The 26,605-nt window shown below is 45.8% G+C and carries 31 protein-coding genes; 2 read left to right on the top strand and 29 right to left on the bottom strand.

The window, feature by feature from the left end:
• Positions 1–50 precede the first annotated feature (50 nt).
• From H8Z76_RS03835 to proB, 18 genes are all read right to left on the bottom strand, one after another.
• Complete coding sequence (locus H8Z76_RS03835; protein WP_186981712.1) at positions 51–188, bottom strand: hypothetical protein; 138 nt, start codon at positions 186–188, stop codon at positions 51–53.
• Between the two features lie 67 nt (positions 189–255).
• The gene (locus tag H8Z76_RS03830) at positions 256–717 is read right to left on the bottom strand and encodes a GerW family sporulation protein (protein WP_022514845.1); all 462 of its coding nucleotides are present in this window, start codon (positions 715–717) and stop codon (positions 256–258) included.
• A gap of 26 nt (positions 718–743) precedes the next feature.
• Positions 744–1,607, bottom strand: a complete 864-nt coding sequence (locus H8Z76_RS03825) for a DUF2953 domain-containing protein (protein ID WP_186981711.1) — start codon at positions 1,605–1,607, stop codon at positions 744–746.
• Complete coding sequence (locus H8Z76_RS03820; RefSeq protein WP_022514843.1) at positions 1,589–1,942, bottom strand: hypothetical protein; 354 nt, start codon at positions 1,940–1,942, stop codon at positions 1,589–1,591. The genes H8Z76_RS03825 and H8Z76_RS03820 overlap by 19 nt, the downstream gene beginning before the upstream one ends.
• A gap of 28 nt (positions 1,943–1,970) precedes the next feature.
• The gene (locus H8Z76_RS03815; RefSeq protein ID WP_022514842.1) at positions 1,971–2,423 is read right to left on the bottom strand and encodes an NUDIX hydrolase; all 453 of its coding nucleotides are present in this window, start codon (positions 2,421–2,423) and stop codon (positions 1,971–1,973) included.
• A 98-nt stretch (positions 2,424–2,521) separates the two neighbouring features.
• Positions 2,522–4,012, bottom strand: a complete 1,491-nt coding sequence (locus tag H8Z76_RS03810) for a peptidoglycan D,D-transpeptidase FtsI family protein (protein WP_186981710.1) — start codon at positions 4,010–4,012, stop codon at positions 2,522–2,524.
• On the bottom strand, positions 3,924–5,324 hold the full coding sequence (locus tag H8Z76_RS03805; protein WP_186981709.1) for an FtsW/RodA/SpoVE family cell cycle protein: 1,401 nt from the start codon (positions 5,322–5,324) through the stop codon (positions 3,924–3,926). Before H8Z76_RS03805 ends, H8Z76_RS03810 begins: the two co-directional genes overlap by 89 nt.
• Before the next feature lie 5 nt (positions 5,325–5,329).
• Positions 5,330–7,546 (bottom strand): U32 family peptidase, encoded by a 2,217-nt coding sequence (locus H8Z76_RS03800; RefSeq protein ID WP_186981708.1) that lies wholly within the window; start codon positions 7,544–7,546, stop codon positions 5,330–5,332.
• 59 nt (positions 7,547–7,605) lie between these two features.
• On the bottom strand, positions 7,606–8,037 hold the full coding sequence (gene zapA, locus H8Z76_RS03795; protein ID WP_186981707.1) for a cell division protein ZapA: 432 nt from the start codon (positions 8,035–8,037) through the stop codon (positions 7,606–7,608).
• Between the two features lie 65 nt (positions 8,038–8,102).
• On the bottom strand, positions 8,103–9,095 hold the full coding sequence (ruvB, locus tag H8Z76_RS03790; RefSeq protein WP_022514359.1) for a Holliday junction branch migration DNA helicase RuvB: 993 nt from the start codon (positions 9,093–9,095) through the stop codon (positions 8,103–8,105).
• Positions 9,096–9,107: 12 nt separating this feature from the next.
• Entirely contained in the window at positions 9,108–9,728 is a 621-nt protein-coding gene (gene ruvA / locus H8Z76_RS03785; protein WP_147618094.1) for a Holliday junction branch migration protein RuvA, read from the bottom strand.
• A gap of 12 nt (positions 9,729–9,740) precedes the next feature.
• On the bottom strand, positions 9,741–10,238 hold the full coding sequence (locus H8Z76_RS03780; RefSeq protein WP_186981706.1) for a Gx transporter family protein: 498 nt from the start codon (positions 10,236–10,238) through the stop codon (positions 9,741–9,743).
• 5 nt (positions 10,239–10,243) lie between these two features.
• Positions 10,244–10,630, bottom strand: coding sequence for a NusG domain II-containing protein (locus H8Z76_RS03775; RefSeq protein ID WP_186981705.1), 387 nt, complete (start codon positions 10,628–10,630; stop codon positions 10,244–10,246).
• On the bottom strand, positions 10,623–12,062 hold the full coding sequence (gene miaB, locus H8Z76_RS03770; RefSeq protein ID WP_022514355.1) for a tRNA (N6-isopentenyl adenosine(37)-C2)-methylthiotransferase MiaB: 1,440 nt from the start codon (positions 12,060–12,062) through the stop codon (positions 10,623–10,625). The genes H8Z76_RS03775 and miaB overlap by 8 nt, the downstream gene beginning before the upstream one ends.
• 19 nt (positions 12,063–12,081) lie before the next feature.
• Complete coding sequence (locus tag H8Z76_RS03765) at positions 12,082–13,335, bottom strand: glutamate-5-semialdehyde dehydrogenase (protein ID WP_186981704.1); 1,254 nt, start codon at positions 13,333–13,335, stop codon at positions 12,082–12,084.
• Between the two features lie 4 nt (positions 13,336–13,339).
• A complete protein-coding gene (locus H8Z76_RS03760) occupies positions 13,340–13,897 on the bottom strand; it encodes a 5-formyltetrahydrofolate cyclo-ligase (protein ID WP_186981703.1) in 558 nt (185 codons plus the stop codon).
• On the bottom strand, positions 13,875–14,096 hold the full coding sequence (locus H8Z76_RS03755; protein WP_147618189.1) for a DUF896 domain-containing protein: 222 nt from the start codon (positions 14,094–14,096) through the stop codon (positions 13,875–13,877). Before H8Z76_RS03755 ends, H8Z76_RS03760 begins: the two co-directional genes overlap by 23 nt.
• Before the next feature lie 7 nt (positions 14,097–14,103).
• Positions 14,104–14,952, bottom strand: a complete 849-nt coding sequence (gene proB, locus H8Z76_RS03750) for a glutamate 5-kinase (RefSeq protein ID WP_186981702.1) — start codon at positions 14,950–14,952, stop codon at positions 14,104–14,106.
• 166 nt (positions 14,953–15,118) lie between these two features.
• Between proB and H8Z76_RS03745 the strand changes: the two genes are divergently transcribed.
• Positions 15,119–16,141: an FAD:protein FMN transferase gene (locus tag H8Z76_RS03745; RefSeq protein WP_022514350.1), complete on the top strand. Its 1,023-nt coding sequence runs from the start codon at positions 15,119–15,121 to the stop codon at positions 16,139–16,141.
• 61 nt (positions 16,142–16,202) lie between these two features.
• Here the strand turns inward: H8Z76_RS03745 and H8Z76_RS03740 are convergent, their stop codons facing one another.
• From H8Z76_RS03740 to rsxC, 7 genes are all read right to left on the bottom strand, one after another.
• Positions 16,203–16,439: an HPr family phosphocarrier protein gene (locus H8Z76_RS03740; protein ID WP_147618098.1), complete on the bottom strand. Its 237-nt coding sequence runs from the start codon at positions 16,437–16,439 to the stop codon at positions 16,203–16,205.
• Positions 16,440–16,732: 293 nt separating this feature from the next.
• Complete coding sequence (gene rnfB, locus H8Z76_RS03735; RefSeq protein WP_022514348.1) at positions 16,733–17,524, bottom strand: RnfABCDGE type electron transport complex subunit B; 792 nt, start codon at positions 17,522–17,524, stop codon at positions 16,733–16,735.
• A 13-nt stretch (positions 17,525–17,537) separates the two neighbouring features.
• On the bottom strand, positions 17,538–18,113 hold the full coding sequence (gene rsxA / locus H8Z76_RS03730) for an electron transport complex subunit RsxA (RefSeq protein WP_022514347.1): 576 nt from the start codon (positions 18,111–18,113) through the stop codon (positions 17,538–17,540).
• Between the two features lie 14 nt (positions 18,114–18,127).
• The gene (gene rsxE / locus H8Z76_RS03725; protein WP_022514346.1) at positions 18,128–18,823 is read right to left on the bottom strand and encodes an electron transport complex subunit RsxE; all 696 of its coding nucleotides are present in this window, start codon (positions 18,821–18,823) and stop codon (positions 18,128–18,130) included.
• Positions 18,823–19,431 carry an RnfABCDGE type electron transport complex subunit G gene (locus tag H8Z76_RS03720; RefSeq protein ID WP_186981701.1) on the bottom strand — a complete coding sequence of 203 codons (609 nt, stop codon included), beginning with the start codon at positions 19,429–19,431 and terminating at the stop codon, positions 18,823–18,825. The genes rsxE and H8Z76_RS03720 overlap by 1 nt, the downstream gene beginning before the upstream one ends.
• Positions 19,424–20,365 (bottom strand): RnfABCDGE type electron transport complex subunit D, encoded by a 942-nt coding sequence (locus H8Z76_RS03715; RefSeq protein ID WP_022514344.1) that lies wholly within the window; start codon positions 20,363–20,365, stop codon positions 19,424–19,426. Before H8Z76_RS03715 ends, H8Z76_RS03720 begins: the two co-directional genes overlap by 8 nt.
• Before the next feature lie 30 nt (positions 20,366–20,395).
• Positions 20,396–21,715 (bottom strand): electron transport complex subunit RsxC, encoded by a 1,320-nt coding sequence (rsxC, locus tag H8Z76_RS03710; protein WP_147618099.1) that lies wholly within the window; start codon positions 21,713–21,715, stop codon positions 20,396–20,398.
• 191 nt (positions 21,716–21,906) lie between these two features.
• Here rsxC and H8Z76_RS03705 point away from each other — a divergent pair, with 191 nt between their 5' ends.
• On the top strand, positions 21,907–23,004 hold the full coding sequence (locus tag H8Z76_RS03705) for a ribonuclease H-like domain-containing protein (protein ID WP_186981700.1): 1,098 nt from the start codon (positions 21,907–21,909) through the stop codon (positions 23,002–23,004).
• Positions 23,005–23,205: 201 nt separating this feature from the next.
• Here H8Z76_RS03705 and H8Z76_RS03700 read toward each other — a convergent pair whose 3' ends face one another.
• From H8Z76_RS03700 to cmk, 4 genes are read right to left on the bottom strand one after another with little or no spacing between them, the layout of a single operon-like run.
• A complete protein-coding gene (locus H8Z76_RS03700; protein ID WP_022516230.1) occupies positions 23,206–23,982 on the bottom strand; it encodes a CheR family methyltransferase in 777 nt (258 codons plus the stop codon).
• Positions 23,983–24,013: 31 nt separating this feature from the next.
• Entirely contained in the window at positions 24,014–25,096 is a 1,083-nt protein-coding gene (gene rpsA, locus H8Z76_RS03695) for a 30S ribosomal protein S1 (RefSeq protein ID WP_147618101.1), read from the bottom strand.
• Entirely contained in the window at positions 25,077–25,934 is an 858-nt protein-coding gene (gene ispH / locus H8Z76_RS03690) for a 4-hydroxy-3-methylbut-2-enyl diphosphate reductase (protein ID WP_147618102.1), read from the bottom strand. Before ispH ends, rpsA begins: the two co-directional genes overlap by 20 nt.
• Positions 25,931–26,602, bottom strand: coding sequence for a (d)CMP kinase (gene cmk / locus H8Z76_RS03685; RefSeq protein WP_022516234.1), 672 nt, complete (start codon positions 26,600–26,602; stop codon positions 25,931–25,933). Before cmk ends, ispH begins: the two co-directional genes overlap by 4 nt.
• Between the last annotated feature and the right edge of the window lie 3 nt (positions 26,603–26,605).

Genomic DNA, 26,605 nt, shown 5'->3' with positions numbered 1-26,605 from the left:
TTGCGGCAGTTCTTTTTTAGTGCTTATTTTTCCGCTCTTCTCTTCTTATCTTAACAGCAGAACAGATTATATCCGATCACCAGACAGGCACAGATCATCAGTATCCCGATCATCTCGTTGGCGATGAGAAGCATGAGGATCATTCCTACCGCCACGAAGAACAATGCAAAACCACAGACTCTTTTCATGACATTACACCAAATGGGCATATCTTATTACTAAGATATGCCCATTCTTATTTTCTGATACCGGCTGTTATGCGTTTTTGGGATCGGTCTCTTTTCCGGATACCGCGTCCGATAAGATCTCTTCCATCTCATCTCCCGCTTTCTTTTTTGCGTCCTCATCTACGATCGCATCATTTGCGGAATTGCTTTCTTCTTTTTTTCCGGTAAAACGGTTTACAAAATCCGGCACCATATCAAGCACTTTTGTGATGCCATCCTGATTTTTGATATTCACCAACTTTGTGGTTCCATTCTGGATCACCAAAACCGCGCTCGGTGTGATCTTTCCGCCCATTCCGCCGGCTCCGTTGTTTTTCTTCTCCTGCGTGAGCGCCCCTGCCGCAACACCGAAAGAGACATCCACCAGCGGCAGAATGATCGTATCTCCAATATGGATCGCGTCCCCGACTACCGTTTTTGTTGTAATAAAGCTGTCCATTCCTTTGAATAAGGATTCTACTGTCTGATTAAATGTATTATTTTCTGCCATGTTGTTTTCCTCCTGTTTCCTGCTTACTATTTTCTGATCTTTCGAATGATCTTTCGTATGTTTTTATCACGCCAGATGCGGATTCCGCTGCCAAGCGCATGTATCAGGCGGATCCGCCCTTTTACTGAAAACGTCCCCCTGATGTAAAAATCGTCTGTCTCAAAATCCGGCACGATGCTGACCTCATTCCGATATATCACCGGGAAAATACAGATCACGCCGAGAAGCTGTCCCGTCCGCGCGGGATCTCCTGTCGCAAATGTGAGATCCGCTTTTAGCTTCCTCGGTCCAAAGTGGCGCAGCAGATACCGGATCTCTGCGCATCCGTGGGAAAAAGCCGACCGGTTACTTTCATCATAAATCATCTCTTTTATATGTGCAAGATTTTTTATGATCTGTTTTAGTTTCTGCCATATTTCTGTCAGCATACGCCGGAAATCTCTTTTTTTCCGATGCTTCGCTTTTTGTTTTTTCTTCTGTTCTTTTGGATCATTCTCCGGAAGCTCCGGGAGCTTCGGGACACTGTCCGCATCGCTTTTCTTTTCTTCTGTGAAATATGCGATTTCTTTTTCTATTTCTGTTGTTTCATCTGGAAGCTTGGTATCTGTCTGTTTTTCTTTCTGTTTTTTCCGCTTCGGATAAATAAATACCGGTATCCCGAACAGCCGCACACACGCTGTGACCTCACCGTTTTTTATACTGCATGCCACGCGCAGCACAAAAAGCAGCCAGTTTGCCGAAATATCCGCTTTCTTTTTCTCAAGAAGCGTCCCGTCTGCCCGGTAACGGACAGGCGCAAAAAGCACCGCCAGAACAAAAAGGAGCAAAAGTCCGAGAAGGATCAAAAGCAGGATCCCGATGATCTTTAAGATTAAAAGGAGGATGTGCATTGCGTCTCCTCCTTTTTTTTGGTCTTGTTTTCTCCGAGATAGTCCGCCACACAAAAACTTCCCGTTTTCGCGTAAGCCTCACAGACGATCATTGCCGCAAGTGTGACTGCCTCATCATAATCTCCCGCAAGTCCTATGATATAAAGCTGCTTTTTCGGATAATGTTTCTGCATCAGTTCCCACGCGGGGATCAGATCTAACAGATTTTTTTCATTGGACGGTAGCGCGATCACATAGATCCCGATCTGTCCCGCATTGTGGATGATCTTCCATTTGATGCGGTTTTTCCTGTGCGCAACGCTCTCTCCCGTATATAAATTTTTATACCATTTCATGAAAAGTCCTCATACCCACGAACCTGTTTTAAAAATATTTATGGTTTCCCCATAAATTATTGCGTTTCAATTCCAGATACTCCTGATACGCCTGCTCCAAAATCTGCTTTTCATTCGCGAACTTGAGCAGATGATATGCCTCATGGAACTTATAATATCCGGAATCCACAAAAAATTCTTCCCGCTGTGGCTTGCTGTAATAACTGTCTGCCATCATCAGATACCAGTGAACATCTTTCTCCACGGTATCTTCCGGAACCGTAAAGGAATAGCGGCTCTTTCCTACATATTTAATAATGGAAGCACTGACCCCTGTCTCTTCCCGCACCTCGCGGAGCGCAGTATCTTTATACTCTTCGCCCTGCTCTACGGTTCCCTTGGGCAATACCCATCCTTCGTATCGGTTCCGGTAATTTTTGTAAAGAACCAGTATCTTTCCCCGAAAGATTACCACACCACCACAGCTTGTTGCTTCGATCATTGCAATTCCTCCTGATGTGGTTAAAATAGATAAACTAAGGTTAGTATACCTCTTTTCCGGTTATCTTGCAAGGAAACAAACCGTTTCCGGTCAACCGCCTATCTGCTGTAATATGCGTCAAAGATCTGCTTTGCCGCAGGAACCGCATAAGTGCTTCCGGCGCCTGCGCCCTCCACTACGACCGCGAGCGCGATATCGGTCTTATCTTCTCTGTGCGCGTAACCGACAAACCATGCGTGGCTTGAATCATCCGCGTCGCTGTATTCCGCCGATCCTGTTTTTCCTGCCGCCGTATAACTCTGTCCTTTTAATTTCCGCCCGGTTCCTTCCTGCACGACCGTCTGCATAAAATTCTGCATGGTCTCGGCTTCCTCTTTTTTTAAAAGTGTTCCATATTCAGAGGGAGAATATTCCTTTACCGTTTTTCCCTCATAGTTCTCGGTATGATCAATCAGGTATGGCTTCATCAGCACACCGTCGTTTGCGATCGCAGACACGACAAGTGCCATATGAAGCGGCGTGACAAGCGTCTCCCCCTGCCCAATGGCAGTTTCCATGATGTCATGCGTGGAAGCGTCTTTTTCCAGTGAAAAACTGCTCTGTTTATAACCATACGCATACGGAAGCTTCTGATTGAACAGCAGCGAGTCACAGGTGTCCGTAAATTTCACCGGATTCAACATAAGTCCCAGATTTGCATAGGAGGAATTACAGGAATTGGAAAATGAGGAAAGCAGATCTTCCTCTCCATGTACATCATTGTTATAACAGTGGATCACGGTATCTTCTTTTTCGAGTTCCCCGTCGCAGGTAAACCGGTAGCTGGTATAATCTGAATTTTCACGGATATATTCCAGTGTAGTAAAGATCTTAAAGGTAGATCCCGGCGGATACAATCCCTGTGTTGCTCGGTTTAAAAGCACCGACTCTGTGTTGTCCGGCGAAGTGATGCTATCCCACTTCTCCGCTATGGTATTCGGATCATAATCCGGTTTTGAAACCATCGCGAGTATTTTTCCGGTTGACGGCTCTAATACGATCACTGCGCCGTTGTGGCTTCCAAGTGCATCGTAAGCCGTCTGCTGAAGATCTAAATCCAACGTTGTCACCACATTGTCACCGGTATTTTTTTCTCCTTTGAACTCATTGCCGAGCCGCTCCAGGATGAATGCGTGGGACGTAAGAAGCCGGAAATTCATATACGACTCGATCCCGGATTTTCCGTTTGTCGCATATCCGACGACATGCGCAAAAATCTTTCCGTACGGATATTTACGCGTCTCCGTTCCGTCTTCCCCCACAACTGTTTTCGCAAGCACTTCTCCGTTTCGGTCTAAAATTTCACCGCGGACTACGGTCTTTGCAAACAGATCCTGCCTTTTGTTATAGGAACTGTTGATAAAGACTTCGCTTTTTACTGCCTCAAAATAAACAAAATATCCGATCAGCGCCACAAACAGAGCGACGAACAGATAGGTGACCACGACCAGTTCCCGGTTTTTAGAATTCTTCCAGCTCCCGGTCGAATCCTGTTTTCTTCCGTTTTCTCTTCGTGGTCTGCGCTTTGTATTCCCTCTGTCTTTTTTCATGGTATTCACCTTCATCTTCTTTCTTTAAATAGAGCCCCTGAATGATCGCAAAGATAATAAATGTAGATAATAAGGAGCTTCCACCGTAACTGACAAACGGTAATGTGACACCGGTGGACGGGATGAATTTCGTCACACCGCCAAGTGTCAGAAATACCTGGAAACCGTAGACGGTTCCAAGTCCGACCGCCACATATTTGTAATAAACGTCACGCATCTGCATGGCTATGTTAAAAAACATCAGCACACAGCTCACGCAGATCAAAATCAGACACAGCGCAAAGAGCCCGCCGAGTTCTTCCGCAATGGCAGAGAACACGAAATCCTGCTCTACCACCGGGATCGTCCCCGGCACTCCCTGATACAGTCCCATTCCAAACCATCCGCCGGTTCCGATCGCAAACAGGGACTGGCAGATCTGATAGCCTTCATTGTCGATCACTCCAAGCGGATTTTTCCATGCCACGACACGGACACGGACATGGCGGAATATTTTATAGGACACTGCTGCCGCAGCCGCTCCCGCCGCCAGGCCGCCCGAAAAATAAAGGAGTCTTTGGGTTGCCACATAAAGCATGACCAGATAGACCATAAAAAAGATCAATGCTCCTCCGAGATCTTTTGATACCACAAGGATCAGCACATGCAGCGCCGCCATCACGGTTGTCTTTACCACCTGTGAAAATTCGGTTGACTCATAAAACATTCCGGCGATAAAAAACACATAAAGGATCTTGATAAATTCGGATGGCTGCAGGGTAATGCCCGCAACCGTAAAGGAGATCTTGGCACCGTAACTGACCGCGCCCGCGATCGCCACAACTCCAAGCAGGGCAATACCGATCCCGGCATAGATCCAGGTAAATTTGCGCAGTGCCCGCGCTTTCCTTATGATGAGCGGAATGAAAAACGTAATTCCGGCTGAGATCACCGCGATCAGGAACTGCTTTTTCGCCTTGTCAAAATTTAACCTGGTCAGGATGACGAAGCCCGCCATCAAAAGCATGCACATATTGTTCAGCACCAGACGGTTGCTGTTTTTATAGACCACGGTATAACCGAAATGTAACGACAGGAAAAAAATCAGCTGCACCAGATACATTCCGATCATTTCCAGATTGAGCGTTGCCGCAAACAGTACGAGAAACGCGTCCAGATGGATGAGATATACGCACGCCATCTGCCTTTTATATATTTTTTTCCGCTCAAAATCACCATATTTTTTCCGAAATACCGCAAAACATTCATAGGTGTAAAATGCCGCCAGACATATGATCAGATATTTTGAAATTTCTGTAATCAGATTTAACATAACTTTTATTCTACTCCACGTTTAAAATGCCCGTTTGTATAATCCGAAAGATAAGGGATATCCTCCGCTTTTTTCCCTTCCATCCACAGCTTTTGATACATCACGAGCACTTCTTTTACCTGTTTTTCTGTCTCATTGGTAAAGCAGAGACGATAGCCCGCAAATCCCATGCGGTCGATCTCCCGCTTCTGATGGATCAGTGACAGGGGGCTTGAATTATAAAGAACCATATAACAGTCATTACAGTTATTTTTCACCGCAAACCGCTTATGATACCGGTCTTTTAAATAACGGACGCATCGCGTATGGTCACATTTTTCCGTATTGGCATGTACGCACTGCGCACTGACCATCAGCGGCAGATAGCCGTACAGGATCAGCTCACTTCCGGCATTTACGCGCTCTGAAAGCTCATGCCTGTTTAATTCCACCGGCGCGGTATCATATCGTATCCCGTCACTGCGGTATGCCGCTCTCGCGGCTGTTGACCAGGTATACATATTATGGTCGAGGATCATCTTTTCTGCCGGAACACCCTGTTCTCTGCAAAATCCAAGCGCATCATAGCTTTTGATCAAAAATCCATCGAGACCGGCACTTTGTATCGTTTCCCAGTTTGCGGCAAACCGTTCTTTCGTGCGTTTCCGGAAGATCATCGGAAATACATAGTATGCCTCTTTCCCGGCATTCCTGATCTGTCTTACCGCACGCTGCAATGCTTTCCCGTCTTCCGGCGGAAACAGCATGCCGCCGTCAAGGTAGATCCGCCGGATGAAGTCCGTATGCAGTGCCGCCTCAAGCGCCTGTTTTTGTTCCACCGAAACCGCGAGATACGGTGCGTTTCCGGATTCATATTCCGCCGCTTCTTCCCCGACACCCGCTGTAAATGTCTGATAAGAAACCTGTGCCGGCGCTTCTCTCCGGTCTTTTGCCGTCTCCGCAGCCATAAGCTGTTCTAACGCCTCACGCCTTAACTGGTTTAACGCCACGACCGGAAGAAAGATATCGGGATCCATCGTAATTTCCAGTTCGTCAAACTGATATGGCGTATTTCCGGTCTTCTTTATTTTCTCCCGGACCGTATCTTCTGTCATCGGTCTTTTTACCGCCTGCTGGACGATTTCGCCGGATACCGTTACCGTATGCTCCTTTGTCCCCACCGTGAGACAGGCAGGATGCTCCTTCTTTAATACCAGTTTTCCAGAGATTGCTTCTTTTTTATCGGTTTCGATATAAGTCTTTCGGATCTGCTCCTGTAACTTTTCGCCGCCCTTGGTATGTCCCGGCCGGTCAAAAGTGATCATCTCTTTTCCGTTATGTCTGAGGTAATAACCATCTGTAAATCCACTGCGGTTTCCAAAATCAAAGAGTTTCTGTTTATCCTCTTTGGATACCAGGTAGCCCTCTTTTCCATAGGAAAGATATCGATCCATGTATTTCCGGTAAACACTTACCACACCCGCCGCGTACTCTGCCTGTTTCATACGGCCTTCGATCTTAAAAGAATACAGGCCACACTCCGCAAGCTCCGGGATATGGTCGATCGTACACAGATCCTTTGGACTTAAAACATAATTTTCCGCTTTTCCAATACGTCTGCCCGCCTCATCCAGCACTTCATAGGGAAGCCTGCATGGCTGTGCGCAGCGTCCGCGGTTTCCACTCCTTCCGCCGAGCATACTGCTTAACAGACACTGACCCGAATAGCAGTAACAGAGCGCGCCATGCACAAAGCCTTCGAGTTCCACATCCACCGCTTCATGTATCTTTTTTATCTCCGCAAAAGAAAGTTCACGCGCCATCACGATCCTGGATACCCCGTGCTCCACCAAAAGCTTTGCGCCCTCCGCACCGGTAACCGTCATCTGCGTGCTGGTATGAAGCGCAAGATCCGGGAACTGTGCATGCAAAAAGTCCATCACGCCAAGATCCTGCACGATCAGCGCATCGATCCCGTACTCATAATAGGGAAGGATATAATCGTATAACTGATCCTTTATCTCTTCTTCCTTTAACAGCGTATTTACTGCCAGAATGACCCGGCTGCCATGGCGATGTCCATAATCAATCCCCGCAAAAAGCTCCTCTTTTGTAAAATTATTGGCATAGGCTCTCGCCCCAAACATCTCGCCTCCGAGATAGACCGCATCCGCCCCGGCGTTTACCACCGCCTTTAATGTTGTAAGCGATCCCGCAGGAGCCAAAAGTTCCAGTTTTTCCATAAAATATCTCCATAACAAGAAAGAGACAGACGCATTCCGATTTCTGTCCCCTTTTTGTTTTATTCTTTTTCTTCTTTATTTTCTGTCGCAGCATTCTGCTCCAATGCCGCTTCCAGCTTTGTTTTTTCCAAAAGAAGCCTGCGGTTCTCCGCCTCAAGTTCCTCATATGCCTTGGTATTTCGTTCCTGTTCGATCTGTCTGGATACCAGTTCGTTTTTCAGATCACTGCTTTCGTCTTCTTTCTGCTGTAGTTCACGCTCAAGGCGTTCTACCTGTGCTTTTGCCTTAAAGTAATCATCCGCGATATTCAGTTCCAGCAAAACGGATTTCATGTCACCGGACAGCTTTGTGTAATCCGGCATTCCCTTAAACTCCTCAAGCTTACCGTTTAAATAGGATGCCACCTTCTGCAGATACGCTTCTTCCTCGTAACCGCTTAATGTATATACTCTTCCGCCAATGATAACCTGCGCACTCGTTTTGGATGACATAAAAAGCCCCCTTTATTTTCCATATTGTATTATTATAAAGTGTTTTCCCCGGAAAGACAACTCTTTTATCTTGTCATCCCGAAATGGCGGTAAGCCAGATCCGTCACGACACGCCCCTTTGGTGTCCGGTTGATAAATCCGTTCTTTACCAGATACGGCTCATACACATCTTCGATCGTACCGCCGTCCTCACCGATCGCCGCCGCAAGCGTATCGAGCCCCACCGGCCCGCCGGAAAATTTTTCCATGATCGTGAGCAAGATGTTGCGGTCATTCTGATCCAGCCCCAGCTTGTCCACTTCGAGCAGATCCAGTGCAAAAGATGCCACCTCTCTGGTGATCACGCCGTCATATTTGACCTGCGCGAAATCACGCACCCGCTTTAACAGACGGTTTGCCAGCCGCGGCGTTCCACGGGAACGTCTGGCAAGCTCATACGCGCCATCCGGCTCGATCTCCACCTCCAGCTTATGCGCCGAGTGTTCGATGATCGTGGTGAGTTCCTCCACATTATAAAATTCCAGATGATGTACCACGCCGAAACGATCCCTTAAAGGTGCCGATAAAAGTCCTGCCCTGGTCGTTGCGCCCACCAGCGTAAACTTCGGCAGATCCAGACGGATTGAACGCGCGGTCGCGCCCTTTCCGATCATAATATCGATCACATAGTCCTCCATTGCCGGATAAAGCACTTCTTCTACCTGACGGTTCAGACGGTGGATCTCATCCACAAAGAGGACGTCTCCCTCCTGGAGATTACTTAAGATCGCCGCCATCTCGCCCGGTTTTCCGATCGCCGGCCCGGAAGTGATCTTGATATGTGTTCCCATCTCGTTGGCGATGATCCCCGCAAGCGTCGTCTTACCAAGTCCCGGAGGTCCGTAAAACAGCACATGATCCAGCGGCTCTTCCCGCTGCTTTGCTGCTTCAATATAGACTTTTAACTTTTCTTTTGTTTTTTTCTGTCCGATGTATTCATCCAGCGTCTGCGGGCGGAGATTGGTTTCAATCTTAATATCTTCATCCTGCAGCTGTGTTGAGATCACTCTTTTTTCCATGTAAAACTCCTTTTATAGGAACGCCATCTGTTTTAATGCCTGTTTCAGCACGGTTTCCACGTCCATACCATCCGTAATTTCCACGTTCTGCAGCGCCTTTAGGGCCTCACTCGAAGAATAGCCCAGTGCTGTAAGCGCCTGTACCGCCTCGTTTTTCACCGCATTGGTACCCTGTCCCGGCGCACTGCCGCTTTCTCCATTATGTTCAAGGGCACTCTCAAACGCATCCTCCAGCTTTAATTTATCCTTCAGTTCCAGGATCAGGCGTTTTGCTGTCTTTGCCCCGATTCCGGGAGCCTTGGCGATCGTCTTTTCATCATCCCCGAGCACTGCAAAACGCAGGTCATCCGTCGTCATGACCGAAAGGATCGCAAGCGCTCCCTTAGGTCCGATACCGGATACCCCGAGCAGCAGTTTAAACACATTCAGGTCATCTCTTGTCAGAAATCCGTAAAGCATCATGGCGTCTTCCCGTATGTAGAGATAGGTATAAATCTTTACCTCACTTCCACGCTCCGGCAGATAGGATAATACCTGTCCCGGCACATGGATATTGTAGCCGATATTATTCGCCTCTACGACGATCAGATCTTCCGCGATCTCAACCAATTCGCCTTTGATATAGGAATACATAGTTTTTCTCCTTTAAAAATGAAACTGTTTTTCAAAACGCAGGATAAATTCCTGTGCCAGCATGCCGATCACAAACCCGGTCGCAACACCGGCGATCAGAAGCAACGGCATGTAATAAAAGATATCGTAGGTTTCCACCACGAATGCCGCCGCGATCAGCTGACCGATATTATGTGAGATACCGCCCGTGACGCTGACCGAGATCACATGGAATCTGCCCGTTTTTTTGAGCAGACACATTACGATAAAACTGAGCACGCCGCCCGCCAGACTGTAAAGGATGCTAAACAGGTTTCCAAACAGAAACCCCGCCAGCAGTATCCTCGCCACGGAAACACCAAACGCCTCCTTTGTCCCGGTGCAGTAAAGCATGACCACCACGATCAGGTTGGTAAGCCCCAGTTTGACACCCGGTATGCCAAAGTAAAACGGGATCAGTGATTCCACATAGCTTAAGATCAGCGCAAGCGCCAGAAATACCCCAAGGTATGCAATTTTTCTTGTCTTCATAGTTATCACCCTGCGACAGAGTCCAGATCACTCTTTTGTTTTGCTCCAACGACCTTTACGACCACCTTGTTCGGCAGGCATACGATCGTTTCATCTTCTTTGTCGATTGCCCTCTGGTGTACGCACAACAGATCCGGGCAGTCCGCATCTATCATATCCGCTTTTCCGTCCTTTATCGTGAGTGTGTTTGTCACTCTGCCATTCTGTCGGATCAAAACTTCCTGATCTTCCTTTAATGCGTATGTTCCATACACATCCCCGTTTACGGTCACTTCCACATATGCGCCCGCGGTTCCATGAAAGATCCCCCGGATCAAAAAGAGCACAACCGCTGCCGCGATCAGTCCCCCGATCAGCAGCAGATCATTTTTTCCAAAACGTTTTTTATTCAACTGCCTCACCCAGATAATAAAATCCTTTACATTCTTTTAAGTATACCGGGATCAGTTTTCCGATCATATCTTCGGTTCCCGGCAGATGCACCGTAGAATTATTGGATAATCTTCCCGTCACCAGATGGGAATCCTGCTCATTGATATGCTCCACCAGCACCTCCATGGTCTTTCCGGTAAGTGCTCCGGCTTTTTGTGCCGCGATCGTCTGTACCCGCGCAAGCAGGCGGTCAAAACGCGCCTTCACCACTTCCTCCGGTACCTGATCTTCCATCTCCGCTGCCGGTGTTCCGGTACGTTTGGAATAGATAAAGGTAAACGCGCTGTCATAGCCGACTTTTTCCACGACATCCATGGTTTCCATGAAATCTTCATCGGTTTCACCCGGAAATCCTACAATGATGTCTGTGGTAAGCGCGATATCCGGCACTGCCGCACGGATCTTTTCTACCAGCTCCAGATACTGCTCTTTGGTATAGTGGCGGTTCATGATCTTTAAAAGTCTTGAACTGCCGGACTGCAACGGAAGATGCAGATGTTTACAGATTTTTTTCGAATGTTTCATCACTTCGATCAGATCATCCGAGAGATCCTTCGGATGCGAGGTCATAAAACGGATCCGCTCGAGTCCCTCGATTTTTTCCACTTCCTGTAAAAGCTGCGCAAACGTAACCGGATGCTCTAAATTTTTTCCATAGGAATTGACATTCTGCCCAAGGAGCATGACCTCAACAACGCCGTCCTCCACCAGATGTTCGATCTCGCGGATGATGTCTTTCGGCTCTCTGCTCCGCTCTCTTCCGCGGACATACGGAACGATGCAGTAACTGCAGAAGTTGTTGCAGCCAAACATGATATTGACACCGGACTTAAAGGAATATTTCCGTTCCACTGGAAGATCTTCCACGATCTTGTCCGTATCCTTCCATACATCCACGACCATCCGGTCTGCTTCTAACGCCTGTACCAGCAGTTCTGCGAATTTATAGATATTATGTGTTCCGAAGATCAGATCCACAAAACGGTAACTTGACCTTATCTTTTCAACGACCTTTTCTTCCTGCATCATACAACCACAGAGTGCGATCATCATGTCGTGATCCTTTTTCTTAAACCCGTTCAAATAACCAAGTCTTCCATACACCTTGTTATTCGCGTTTTCCCGCACCGTACAGGTATTATAGATCACAAAGTCCGCCTCTTCGGTATCTGTCTCCACATACCCGATCGTTTCGAGGATACCGGTCAGCTTTTCGGAATCTCTCGCGTTCATCTGACATCCGAACGTCGAGACATGAAAGGTCAGTTTTCTGCCCTTTTTTTCCTCTAACTGCCGCACATATTCCTTTGCGACCTCCATATAGTAGAACTGGCGCTGCGGCTCCATTTCCGGAACCGGAGTACTCATTTTTACTTCTGTTAATTCCCTCATAAAATCCTCTTTCTATTTCTTACTTTCTGACCTGACCATTTCCATAAATGATATATTTTGTACTGGTCAGCGCAAGCAGTCCCATCGGTCCTCTTGCGTGAAGCTTCTGCGTACTGATCCCGATCTCAGCACCAAAGCCAAATTCAAATCCATCCGTAAACCGGGTGGACGCGTTTACATAGACCGCAGCCGCATCGACTTCATTTAAAAACTTCTCGGCATTGGTATAATTTTCTGTAATGATCGCTTCCGAATGTCCGGTGTTGTATTTATTGATATGGGCGATCGCCTCATCTACCCCGGCAACGGTCTTTGCCGAAATAATATAATCCAGGTATTCCGTTCCCCAGTCTTCCTCGGTTGCTTTCTTTACATCTTCCTGCCCGGCAAGCGCCTGCATAACCCGCTCATCCCCACGGATCTCAACATGCTTTTCTTTCAAACGCTCCGCAAGCACCGGCATAAAGGCATCCACGATCTTTTCATGGATCACGATCGATTCACAGGCATTGCAGACCCCGATACGCTGTGTTTTTGCATTGTAGATGATGTTGACTGCCATGTCAAAGTCCGCGCTCTCGTCCACAAAAATATGACAGTTTCCGGTTCCCGTCTCAATGACCGGAACCGTCGCATTCTTCACCACGGTACGGATCAATCCGGCGCCTCCGCGCGGGATCAGGACATCCACATAGCCATTCATCCGCATGAATTTTTCCGCCGTCTCATGGCTTGTATCACAAATTAACTGGATCGCTGTTTCCGGAAGAGAAAGTTCACCCAGTGTATGCTGGATGCTCTCTACGATCGCCTGATTGGAATGTAACGCATCACTGCCGCCCTTTAAAATAACGACATTTCCCGTTTTAAAGCACAGCGCAAACGCATCTGCCGTTACATTTGGTCTTGCTTCATAGATGATCCCGACAACTCCGAGCGGAACGCGTTTCTGTCCGATCAGAAGACCGTTCGGACGTTTTTTCATAGAAAGAACCTCTCCGATCGGGTCTTCCAGGGCAGCGACCTGACAAAGACCTTCTGCCATCTGGGCGATCCTTGCTTCGGTCAGCAAAAGACGATCCAGCAAACCGTCTGACATTCCCTTTTTTCTGCCGTTTTCCATATCGACCGCATTGGCGCTCAAGATCTTTTCTTTATCTTTTTTCAGATTCTCTGCCGCTTTCTGCAATACCTCATTCTTCGTGTTGGTATCGAGTACACGCATCACACTCTCTGCTTCTTTTGCCTTTTTCCCAATCTCTTCCAACTGCATTCCCTTATCCTCCTATTTTTGTTATTCCATCCTCCGTCACCAGATACTGCATACGGACATCCTGTGGTTCTGCCGGTATCTGACCGGTCACCTGCATCCGGTACGCGATCCCTGCTCGGATACAATCCGGATGTGCCGTAAGATAACGGTCATAATATCCTTTTCCGTAGCCTGCCCGGTTTCCAAATCCGTCAAATACCACGCCGGGAATTAAGATCAGCTCCGGCACTACGGGTTCTTCACAGGATTCTACCGGTTCCATCACATGAAAGCATCCTTCTTCCAGCTGCGAGAAATCCGAAATCTCATAAAATTCCATATTTTCTCCGCTCACTCTGGGGAAACAGGTCTTTTTTCCCGCCGCCCACGCTTTTGTTACCAGACCGGTCAGCTGTACTTCACTGCCAAGCGGATAATAAAATCCTACGCGCTCCGCCTCATGATACCATGCGCTGTTTTCAACCGCGGCACAGATGGCTTCTGACATCACCCGCACGCTTTCCTCGTTTAGCATTGCCCGCTTTTGTTTGTAACTTTTTCTAATTTGCGCTTTTGTTTCCATATTTTTCTCCGAGATTTTCCACGGAGCCATCCGCATTCTGGATATCAATATTGTCCAGCTGACTCTTTAAATTTTTCCGGACACTCGCGACGAACTCCTGTCTTAAGATTGCCTGTTCCTCGCGTTCGGCCTCTGTAAGTCCTTCTGCTTTTGATTTTTTATACAATTCATTGATCCTTGCGATCTTGCTGTCGTTCATCATTTCTTTACCCTATACTTTCTTCAATATAATCCGCAATATAAAAATCTTCATTTTTATTTGCCCGGAACAAGGTTCCTACATAATCATCCTCAAATATCTTATGGATGATCCCGACATCCTCACCGTTTGCGATGACCATGTCCGCTCCGGAAAGTGTCGCGATATGTGCCGCTGTCAGCTTGGTCGCCATACCGCCTGTCCCGACATCACTGCCTGTCGATCCCTTTGCCATATGTAAGATCTGATTATCCAGTTTTTCCACCACACGAACCAGTTTTGCGTCTTTATTCTTGTGTGGATCATCGGTAAACAACCCGTCAATGTCCGATAACAGAATCAGAAGATCCGCGCCCACCAGCGATGCCACGATGGCGGAAAGCGTATCATTGTCACCAAAGCACATTTCATAGGTAGATATCGTATCATTCTCATTTACGATCGGGATCACGCCAAGATGAAACAGCTCCTCAAACGTATTCTGCGCATTCTTGCGTGAAACATTGTTGATCATTGTATTCTTCGTCATCAGAACCTGTCCGACCATCTGGTTGTATTCCGCAAACATTTTCTGATAGATCATCATGAGCTTTGCCTGCCCCACTGCGGCACACGCCTGCTTGACCGAAATGTTTTTCGGCCGTTCCGTCAGGCCGATGGTCTTTCTTCCGGTTGCGATAGCTCCGGAAGATACCAGGCAGACATCCATTCCCTGATTGCGCAGATCACACAGTTCTCTCGCAAGATGCTCCATCTTGATCAGGTTCATGTCCCCGGTTTCGGGATGCTGTAACGAAGACGAACCGATTTTTACAACGACACGCCGATTTCTGGTTTCCTGTTTTTTATCTTCCATTTTATAAGGCCTCATTATTTTCTTAATATTCACTAACTATATACTTTACCATATCTCCCCCGAAAAATCATCTCCTATTTCATTTTTATCGCATCTTGTCTACTCCGCGCGGTTGTGCTATCTTAGATAGGTGTAAAACAAATGAATAGAAAAGGAATTATAGCTTATGCGTAAAAAAATATTGTCTGTTCTCGGCATTCTCGTTTTCGCGGGGCTGATCTATGGTGTCTACCGGAATTCTTCTGTCGAAGAGACCGATACCTCTATCTCCAAAACAGGATTTTATTTTGATACTGTGATCAAGATCACGCTCTATAATTCGGATGATGCCGACTACCTCGATGGATGTTTTGCATTGGCGGACAAATATGAAAATCTGCTCAGTGCCACGATCGAATCAAGCGATGTTTCAAAGATCAACGCCGCGAACGGATCTCCGGTCACCGTCTCCCCCGAGACAGCAGAACTGATCCGGGAAGGGATCGATTACGGCACTTTAAGCAGCGGACAGTTTGACATCACGATCGGAAAGCTTTCCTCTCTCTGGGATTTTTCCGAAAATCCGGGTATCGTACCGGATGCCGATGCCATCGCCTCTGCGGTATCCACCATCAACTATCAGAACATAACGGTGTCCGGAAATACCGTTACCTTAAATGATCCAGACGAAGCGATCGACCTCGGCGGCATTGCCAAAGGCTTCATCGCCGATAAAATGAAGGCCTACTTGAACGAGAACGGGATCACAAGCGGCATTATCAATCTTGGCGGCAACGTTTTAATCATTGGGCCAAAAGAGGACGGTTCTGACTACCGGATCGGCATCCAAAAGCCATTCTCGGATACCGGAACCGCACTTGCCACCGTATCCATCCCGGATGGTACCGTAGTCAGCTCCGGCGTCTATGAACGGTATTTCAAAAAAGACGGTGTGTTGTATCACCATCTTTTGAATCCGAAAACCGGATATCCTTATGAAAATGATCTGACCGGCGTCACGATCATCTGCTCCCGTTCTGTTGACGGGGACGGACTGAGCACCACCTGTTTTTCCCTCGGACTGGAAGACGGAATGAAACTGATCGAATCACTTCCTGACACCGAAGCAATCTTTATCACGTCCGATGGAGAGCTTCATACTTCTTCCGGTATCGGAACCACCATTCCATTCCAAATGATGCAGGAATAACAAAAAACGCTGTTACAAAAAGGACTTTCACCCCAAAGGTAAAAGTCCTTTTTGATACAGTCTATTCTACCACATAGTCCTGTATATTCTGAATGATCTTTCCCGCCTCAGCATCATCCGCATGTATGGATAACTGCGCACACTTTTTCAGATTCAGGCTCATCACGCCGATCATTGACTTTGCATCCACACATCCGCGTCCGGATTCGAGATCAAAGTTGCAGTTAAATTTTTGCAGAATCTGAATAAATTTTCCCACTTTTTCCGGGGAATTCAATAATACATTCACCTTTTTCATAACATCCAATACCCTTTTCCTACATAAATTCATTACTTAATAAATATACACTGAAACATATCTATTTACAACCACTGCTCAAAGATTTGTCAGTATGGCAATATTTTCCGATAAATATGTGCTTTTCTGACATTTTTCCCGTTTTTTCTGCATGTTTTTGGAAAGTGATGTTGTCATATGTATGAAAACATTTTCATATATTCCACTTTTTTCAGTCACATTGCTGCCCATTGCTGTAATACAAAAGAGGAATGCACTTTCATGCATCCCTCTTTTTCGTTTTCCAATTTTTACTATAAAATGATCTTCTTCGGGCACTTCTGCGCACATACGCCACAGCCGGTACACTTTGTCTGATCAATATAAGCAACATTGTCAATCACATGAACCGCGTCGCTCGGGCAGTTCTTCTCACAGAGATGACAGCCGATACATCCGACAGAGCATGCTTTCATAACGTCTTTACCTTTATCTTTGGAACTGCACTGTACCAGATGTTTTGCATCATACGGTACCAGTTCGATCAAATGTTTCGGACATGCCGCAACACATTTACCACAGGCTTTACATACTTCTTTGTCAACCTTTGCGATACCGTCTACGATATGGATCGCGTCAAACGGACAAGCCTTTACACAGCTGCCATATCCAAGACAGCCATAGTTACAGGATTTTGGTCCGCCATTCGGTACGAATGCCATTGCCGCGCAATCTTCCACACCGGTATACTCATAATCACGATTTGCCTTTTCACAGTTTCCTGCACATTTTACAAAGGCAACCTGTTTTGCGCCTTCTTCTGCCTTGACGCCCATGATCTCACCAACTTTAGCGGCAACCGGAGCTCCACCGACCGGACACTGATTGACCGGAGCTTCACCCTTTACGATTGCAGCAGCAAGACCGGAACATCCGGCATAACCACAACCACCACAGTTGTTTCCCGGAAGAACGCCAAGAATGGCTTCTTCTCTCTCATCTACTTCTACTTTGAACTTTTCTCCGGCGATTCCAAGGAAAAATCCAATAAGAATACCTACGCATCCAACTACAATGGCTGCAGTAATAATCGCTGTTACGCTCATTTTATTTTCCCTCCTAAATCATACCTGAAAATCCCATAAATGCGATTGACATCAGGCAAGCTGTGATCAAAACGATCGCTGTTCCCTGAAATGTCTTCGGGATATCATTATATTCAATCTTTTCACGAAGTCCAGCCATAAGTACAATAGCAATGAAAAATCCGAATGCTGTTGCAAAACCGTTGATCACGCTTTCCAAGATACCATATTCCTTTGTAACGTTGGTCAGGCAGACACCAAGTACCGCACAGTTTGTTGTGATAAGTGGCAGATATACGCCCAATGACTCATACAATGGAGGCATTGATTTTTTCAAAAACATTTCTACAAACTGAACGAGTGCCGCAATCACAAGGATGTATACGATTGTCTTCAGATAATCAATATTTAACGGTAACAGGATAAACTTGTAAATCAGTGCCGTGATAAAGGACGAGATCGTAATTACGAAAATTACCGCTCCGCCCATGCCGGCAGCTGTCTCTGTTTTCTTGGATACACCTAAGAACGGACAGATACCAAGGAACTGACTTAATACAACGTTGTTTACGATTGCAGCTCCAACTGCAAGTAAAATTAATTCTTTCATCTGTATCTATCCCCCTATTCTGCTTTTTTGCCGGTACACATTGCAGACTGACCACAGGATGCACAATCTCCTGTCAGGCAGCCAGACGGCTCTGCAAGCGGTTTTCCCTTTGCATCCATCTTCTTACGGATGATGTTCATTCCTGCTACGAGGAAAGAAAGTACAAGGAATGCTCCAGGTGCCATTACGAAAATTGTGATCGGTGTAAACCAGCTTAAAGAAAGTACCTGGAAACCGAAAAGCTGTCCGGCGCCAAGGAACTCTCTGACAAGACCGATACTGGTAAGTCCTACGGTAAATCCAAGTCCCATTCCAAGTCCGTCAAAGATAGACGGTACTACCGGGTTCTTGGATGCATAGCTTTCCGCACGTCCAAGGATGATACAGTTTACTACGATAAGTGGAATGTAAACACCAAGGGATGCTGACAGGCTCGGCGTATAAGCTTCCATGATAAACTGTACCACGGTAACCAGTGACGCAACGATCACGATGTATGCCGGCATACGGACACCGCCCGGGATCACCTTACGGAATGCTGAGATCAAAAGGTTTGATAAAATAAGTACTACGGTTGTGGAAAGTCCCATTCCGAGTCCGTTGATCGCTGAGGATGTAACCGCAAGTGTCGGACACATACCAAGCATCAGTACGAAGGTCGGGTTTTCCTTAATAATACCGTTATACAGACGTTCTACATTTTTATTCATTACTGTGCACCTCCCAAATCACTGTTGAAATATGCAAGTGCAGCATTTACACCATTTGCCATTGCTCTGGAAGTAATGGTCGCACCAGAGATGGACTCAATCTGATTATCAGAAGAAGGTGCCTGTTTTACTACTTCAAAAGAATCTACTTTTTTGTTCTGGAACTGTGAGTAGAAATCTTCATCTTCCGCTTTCATACCAAGACCAGGTGTCTCACTGATACTTGTAATGGAATAACCGTTTACGGTTCCATCGCTCTGGATACCAACGGAAAATGTGATGTTTGCCTGGCTGGCATCTTTGGCTGTTACGGTAATAACATAACCGATGACATTGCCGCTTGTGTCCAGTGCTTCCTGTGCATCATCAACAGAATCTTCATATCCCTGTGCCACAACTGTTTCGGTAGCGGCATCTTTGTCAAATCCGTCTACTGCCTGGAAAGAATCCGCATCTTCAAACACTTTCTGATATGCTGCCTGTGTTGTAGCCAGGTTTGCAGCTTCGATCGGTGCCTTTGTAATTTCATGTACGAGTCCGAGGATCAGACCGAGAACCAATGTGAAAGCCGTTAAAATAAGGGCATCATGAACAATTTTCTTATTCATTCTTCTTTCCCTCCTTTACCTGACCAAATGCTCTTGGTATTGTAAATTTCTCAATGATCGGTACAAACAGGTTGCATAAGATGATCGAGAAGGATACACCTTCTGCGTTTGCACCACAGACACGGAAAAGTCCGGTCAGGATTCCAAGACAGATACCGAAGATAATCTGTCCTCTCGGTGTGATCGGTGATGTCACATAATCGGTTGCCATGAAGAATGCACCAAGCATCAGACCACCACCGCAAAGCTCTGCTACGATGTAATTCCAGTCAAAGCCATGTCCGCCAAATAACAGCAGGAAGATCACAAATGTTACGATGTAAGTTCCCGGGATGCGAAGATCAATGACGCCCATGAGGATCAAAAAGATCGCTCCGATCAGGATGCAGATCACAGATGTCTCACCGATGGTTCCAGGGATACGTCCGATCAGCATGTCCATAACATTTACTTCTTCACCGTTTCTGATCTGTGCAAGCGGAGTTGCTCCGGTCACACCATCATAAGCGAATTTTGTCATATCTGCCGCAAACGCGATCAGAAGGAAACATCTTGCGCCAAGCGCCGGGTTCATGAAGTTCTGTCCCAGTCCGCCAAACATCATTTTTACGATCGCGATCGCGAACACACCGCCGATCACTGCTTCCCACCAAGGAAGTGTCGGCGGAAGGTTCAGTGCCAGGAGAAGTCCGGTCACAACCGCACTCAGGTCATTTATTGTACTCTTTTTATGTATTATTTTCTCAAAAACCCATTCTGTAGCCACACAGCTTGCAATGGTTACCAGAATCAGGACCAAAGCATGAAGTCCGAAGTTAATGATACCAAAAACGCTGGCTGGTAATAATGCGATAATCACATACAACATGATCTTGCTTGTTGTATCTTTGTCCCGCACATGTGGTGATGAAGAAACATGATATAAATCACTCACAAATATCCACCTCTTTCTATTGTATTTAAGTTATTTCTTTTTTCTTTCTGCGATAATCGTCTTTTTCATTGTCTTGATGGACTGTGCAAGCTGTCTCTTTGCCGGGCAGATAAAACTGCAGCTGCCGCATTCAACACATTCCATACCATTCCATTTTTCAAACATATCGGACAGACCGTTGTTTGCGAATTTGGCAAGTCTGGATGGAACTAACAGCTCCGGACAGGCCTCTACGCAGCGTCCACAGTTGATACACGGAGATTCCGCGAACTCTGCCACTTCGTCTTTGGTCAGACATAACAGCGCAGATGTTGTTTTGGTCGTCGGGATATTAAGATCAAACAGGGCAAATCCCATCATAGGACCACCTGCAATGATCTTTTCCGGCTGCTCTTTGAATCCGCCTGCCGCATCCAGAAGTTCCTGGAAATTCATACCGATACTGAAACGGAAATTACAAGGTTCGCTCACTGCGTCACCTGTTACGGTAAAGATTCTTTCCATAACCGGTTTACCAAGTTTTACTGCATTGTAAACAGAAACAAGTGTCTCTACGTTGTCTACGACACAGCCTGCATCTGCAGGAAGCATCTTGGAATTGATCGCGCGTCCTGTGACAGCGTAGATCAGCTGACGCTCACCACCCTGCGGGTACTTTGTCATCAGTTCCGCTACTTCCATACGCGGTTCGTCTTTTACCAGTTCTTTTAACTTTTCAATACAATCCGGTTTGTTGTTCTCTACACCGAACACACCCTTTGCATTGTCAAACAGCTTGAGTGCGATGCGCATACCTTCTACTAATTTTTCCGGATCTTCCATCATTCTGCGGTAATCCGATGTCAGATAAGGCTCACATTCCGCGCAGTTTGCAATGACATAGTCGATCTTGTCCGGTTCTTTCGGTGATAATTTTACATGGGTCGGGAAACCTGCGCCACCCATACCTACAACACCTGCGTTTTTAATACGCTCAATGATCTCTTCTTTTGAAAGTGAATCAATGTCGTCAACCGGTGTATAGGAAACCTCCTTGTATTCACCGTCATTTTCAATGATAATGGAATTCACCATATCACCTACCGCAACGCGGCGCGGCTCGATTGCTTTTACCGTTCCGGATACCGATGAAAATATCGGAGACGATACAAAGCCTCCTGCTTCTGCAATCATCTGGCCTTTCAATACCGTATCGCCAACAGCAACAATCGGTTTTGCCGGTGCCCCGATATGCTGAGATACCGGATAGACCAGTTCGCCTTTGGGTAATAATTCACGTGTCGGCGTATCTTTGGATAAGTCCTTTCCTTCATAGGGATGGACACCGCCTTTAAATGTCAATAAACCCATTTTTCGTGCCCCACTTTCTCTTAAAATTGTTATCTCTTTCACTTGTACAATACCACTGTACTAACGTAATAATTATAACACAATATTGCTGTGAAGCCACATCAAATTTGTATTTTTTTTGTATTTTTTCCAGAAATATCAACAATTTTATGCTATAATTACTCTCACAAAAACAGGAAAAGAGGCATTTTATGATTACAAAAAAAGACAGCATTTCCTATCAACCGGCCAACCGGCTCGAAGAAAAATATTTTACGCAAAACAGTATTTTTTTTGACATTGAAACTACCGGATTTTCCGCAGTCCGGAATGATCTTTATCTGATCGGATGCGGGTATCGTGATGATAAAGATTTTCATATTGTGCAGTTTTTTGCTGAAAATCCAAAGGAGCAGTCCGCGGTTTTAAGCGAATTTTTCTCATTATTGTCCCGTTTTGATACGATTCTGTCCTTCAACGGACTTGGTTTTGACATTCCGTTTTTAAAGGCGAAATGCAGTCAGCTTGAGCTCTCTGATCCTTTCCCTGATTTTACCTATATTGATATTTTCAAATCTGTTTCCAAATATAAAAAAGTTCTCGGGCTTCCGAATTATAAGCAGAAAACCTTAGAGGCATTTTTAAATATCAGCCGGGACGACGAAAAAAGCGGCGGGGATCTGATTCCGGTCTATGAGGACTATAAAAAATCGCCCTCTGATGCCGCACTTTCGCTCCTGCTCCTGCACAACCACGACGATGTGCTCGGTATGCTGCCGTTGATCCAGCTTATGGCATATGATGAGTTTTTCTGCGGCAATTACCACATCACCGGCGCAGCTCCGCACGCCTACACCGATGTGGACGGCAGACCTGCCAGGGAGCTTCTGATCCAGGGAACGGCAGCACACCCGTTTCCAAGCCAGTTATCCATCCGAAAGGACGATCTTTTCCTGCGTCTGGCAAACGATCAGTTTGCGCTTTCCGTTCCGCTCTACGAAGGTTCTCTGAAATATTTCTATCCGGATTATAAAAACTATTATTATCTCCCTGTGGAAGATGTCGCGATCCACAAAAGTGTAGCGGTATATGTCGAGAAAGAATACCGCACACAGGCGAAAGCATCTACCTGTTACACAAAAAAGGAAGGAACCTTCCTGCCGCAATACCGGGAACTGTTTTCTCCTGCTTTTTTTCAGAAATACAAAGAAAAAACATCTTACTTTTCCTACGACCCGGATGCTTTTTCCTGCGATGGCAAAGCACAAAGCAGCTATACCGCTCATCTGCTGTCCCATTTTCTCGCATAACTGACATCACAGCCAAAATAAAGTGTGCGCTTACCGCACACTTTCGCGCGCGAGCGGTATGTTCAACATAAACTTCATCTCCGCGAGCTGCGCATCCCCGCGGAGCGTTTTTAAATCATAGGAAGGAATTTCCTATGATTTAAGAAAAGAGGCATTGCATCCGGTGCAGATGCAATGCCTCTTCTTGCTTCATACGTTTTTTTAAATTTTCTGGAAAAAGAAAGACTGATTCCGCTTGTAGTTCAAATCCTTGTAGTTCATGATCTGTTCCGTGCTTCCGATAAAAAGCATGCCATCGGTCACGAGTGCCTGATTGAACTTCTTATAAATCTCATCCTTGGCTTCTTCCGTAAAATAGATCACGACATTCCTGCAGACGATCAGATGACATCCACTCGGATACGGATCCTTCAGGAGATTATGTTCCTTAAATTCAACCCGTTTCTTGATCTCATCTGAAATCTGATAAGATGTTCCGATCTGCTTAAAATATTTCTTTTTAAACTCTTCCGGAACGGACGCAATGCTCTTTTCATTGTAGAGACCCATGCGTGCCTTATCTAAGACCTGCTTATCAATATCTGTCGCTATGATCTTGATCTGGTTTAACGGCACATGCTTTGACAACGCCATGACCAGTGAATACGGTTCATCGCCCGTCGAACACGCCGCGCTCCAGATCTTAAGATTTTTTCCAAACCGCTGTACCAACTGAGGAAACACTTCCTTATCCAAAAACCCCCACTGTTCCGGATTTCTGTAAAACTCTGAGACATTGATCGTCAGAAAATTGACGAACTGCTCAAACTTGGACTTATCCTTTTTGATAAACTCGACATAAGCATTATAAGAGTCTATTTTATTTTTTGTGATGAGCGTATCGATTCTGCGTTTCATCTGCTTTTCTTTGTAGCAGTTCAGATCAATGCTCGTCAACGCATAAACATCCTTTTTAAACTTTTCGTATCCGTCCAACATGTATCGCTCCTCGGTATGGTATATTTATTTTTTATTCCTCGGTATCCGCAGCATCCTCTGCATCATCGTTCAGAGCTTTTACGCTGAGGCTGATCTTCTTTTCTTCTTCGTTGAAATCAACGATCTTTGCTTCGATCTCCTGTCCGACTTTTAATACATCAGACGGTTTTTCTACATGTTCTCTTGAGATCTGTGATACATGAAGTAATGCATCTACGCCCGGTGCAAGTTCAACGAATGCGCCGAAGTCTGTCATTCTTGCAACTTTTCCGGTTACTACAGTTCCAACTGCATATTTCTCAGCAGCATTGTTCCAAGGATTTGTCTCCTCAAATTTCATGCTGAGTGCGATCTTGTCATCGTTGATCTCTTTTACAAATACTTTGACAACGTCTCCGACTTTAAATACTTTCTTCGGATTTTCAACTCTGCCCCAGGACATTTCGGAAATGTGAAGCAGTCCGTCTGCTCCGCCAAGATCAATGAATGCGCCAAAGTCTGTTACATTCTTTACGGTACCTTCTACTACATCATTTACATGAAGACGTTCGAAAAGTTCTTTTCTCATTTCTTCTTTCTTTGCGGTAAGAAGCTGTTTTCTGTCACCGATGATTCTTCTCTTTCTCGGGTTGAACTCAGTGATGACAAATTCGATCTCCTGTCCTTCGTATTTGCTTAAATCTTTTTCATAGGTATCAGAAACCAGGCTTGCCGGGATAAACACTCTTGTCTCATCCACAACAACACTCAGTCCGCCTGCAAGTACCTGTGTTACTTTTGCTTTTAAAACTTCCTGGCTTTCAAAAGCCTCTTCCAGACGTTTGCTGCCTTTTTCTGCTGCAAGACGTTTGTAAGAAAGGAGCACCTGTCCTTCGCCATCGTTTACCTTTACAACTTTGGCTTCCATTGTATCACCTACGGATACAACTGTGGTAAGGTCTGTGTTCGGTTCGTTTGTATATTCATTACGGCTAATTATACCGTCTGCTTTGTAACCGATATTCAAGATAATCTCATCCGGTTTCACGTCGATAACAGTACCTTCAACCACCTCTCCATTTCTTATTGTTTTAAATGATTCGTCTAACATTTGTTCAAAACTCATTTCTGACATTCGTTTGAACCTCCTCAATAATATTATTTGGGGTTGAAGCCCCTGCGGTAATACCTACATTATCAACTGAATTAAATTCGGATAAATCTAAATCTTTATAGGTTTGCACATAGTAAGTATTTTCACATTCGTTTTTACATATTTCAAATAGCTTCTGCGTGTTCGAACTGTGCCGGCCGCCGATCACGATCATGGCGTCTACCTCCCCGGCAATCCGCCTCGCTTCTGTCTGCCGCTCCTCTGTCGCATTACAGATTGTATTTAAAACATTTATATTGTAACCTTTTTTTTGAATAATTTCAACTAATTCTTTAAATTTATTGTTGTTAAATGTCGTCTGCGCCACAATGCAGATCCGGGACTGATCCGAAACCGCAAATTCTTCCGCTTCCGCCACGGTCTCGATCACCGTTGTCCTGCCCGGATCACACCACCCGCAGATCCCCAAAACCTCGGGATGGCTGCTGTTTCCGATGATCACGATATGATATCCTTCGAGACTGTATTTTTCTACAATTTTATGAATTTTTAATACAAAAGGACAGGTGGCATCCACGATCGTATGACCGAGTTTTTTGATCTCCTCGTAAACTGCTTTTTCCACACCATGGGAACGTATGATGACGGTTCCCTTTTTTGCCGTGCGCAGTTCCTCAACCGAATGGATCACGATCACTCCGCGTTTTTCCAGATCTTCCACAACCGCTTCGTTGTGAATGATTGGTCCATAAGTATAGATCGGTTCCTTTTCTTTTTTTGCCTGTTCATATACGGTATCCACCGCCCGCTTTACGCCAAAACAGAATCCTGCGCTTTTTGCCACGATCAGATGTTTCATACTATTCCCTTCTCTTTGCAGATTTTTTCTATTGCAAGAACCACTTCATCTATATTCAGTTCGGATGAATCGAGAAGCACCGCGTCCTCTGCCTGTTTTAACGGAGACATTTCCCGGTGCATATCACGGTAGTCACGGTCTTCGATGTCTTTTTGGATCTCTTCTATATTACAGGAAACTCCTTTTTCTTTCAGTTCATCATATCGTCTTTTCGCACGCGTCTGCACACTGGCGGTCAGATAGATCTTTACCTGCGCATCCGGGAGCACACAGGTTCCAATATCCCGGCCGTCCATGATGACATTGCTTTTCTTTGCGAGTTCCTTTTGAAGTTCCACAAGTTTTTCGCGTACTTTCGGATAAACACTGGTCGCGGATGCCATGTTTCCCACTTCTTCTTTCCTTATATAAGCAGTCACATTCTCTCCGTTTAAGATCACCTGCTGTTCCCCGTTCTGATAGGCGATCGAAATTTCGGCATTTTTGCATTCCTCCGAGATCTTTCCCTCATCTTCCGGTGAAATTCCTTTTTGCAGGAAATAGTATGCCATCGCGCGGTACATTGCTCCGGTATCTACATAAATATATTCCAGTTCTTTCGCCACTCTCTTTGCTATGGTACTCTTTCCCGCTCCCGCAGGTCCGTCAATCGCAATATTGATACTCATATT

Origin of the sequence: Roseburia yibonii (assembly GCF_014297335.1) — a bacterium.
GTDB classification, from domain to species: Bacteria; Bacillota; Clostridia; order Lachnospirales; family Lachnospiraceae; genus Roseburia_D; species Roseburia_D yibonii.
This window is presented reverse-complemented; position numbering and strand designations above follow the sequence as displayed.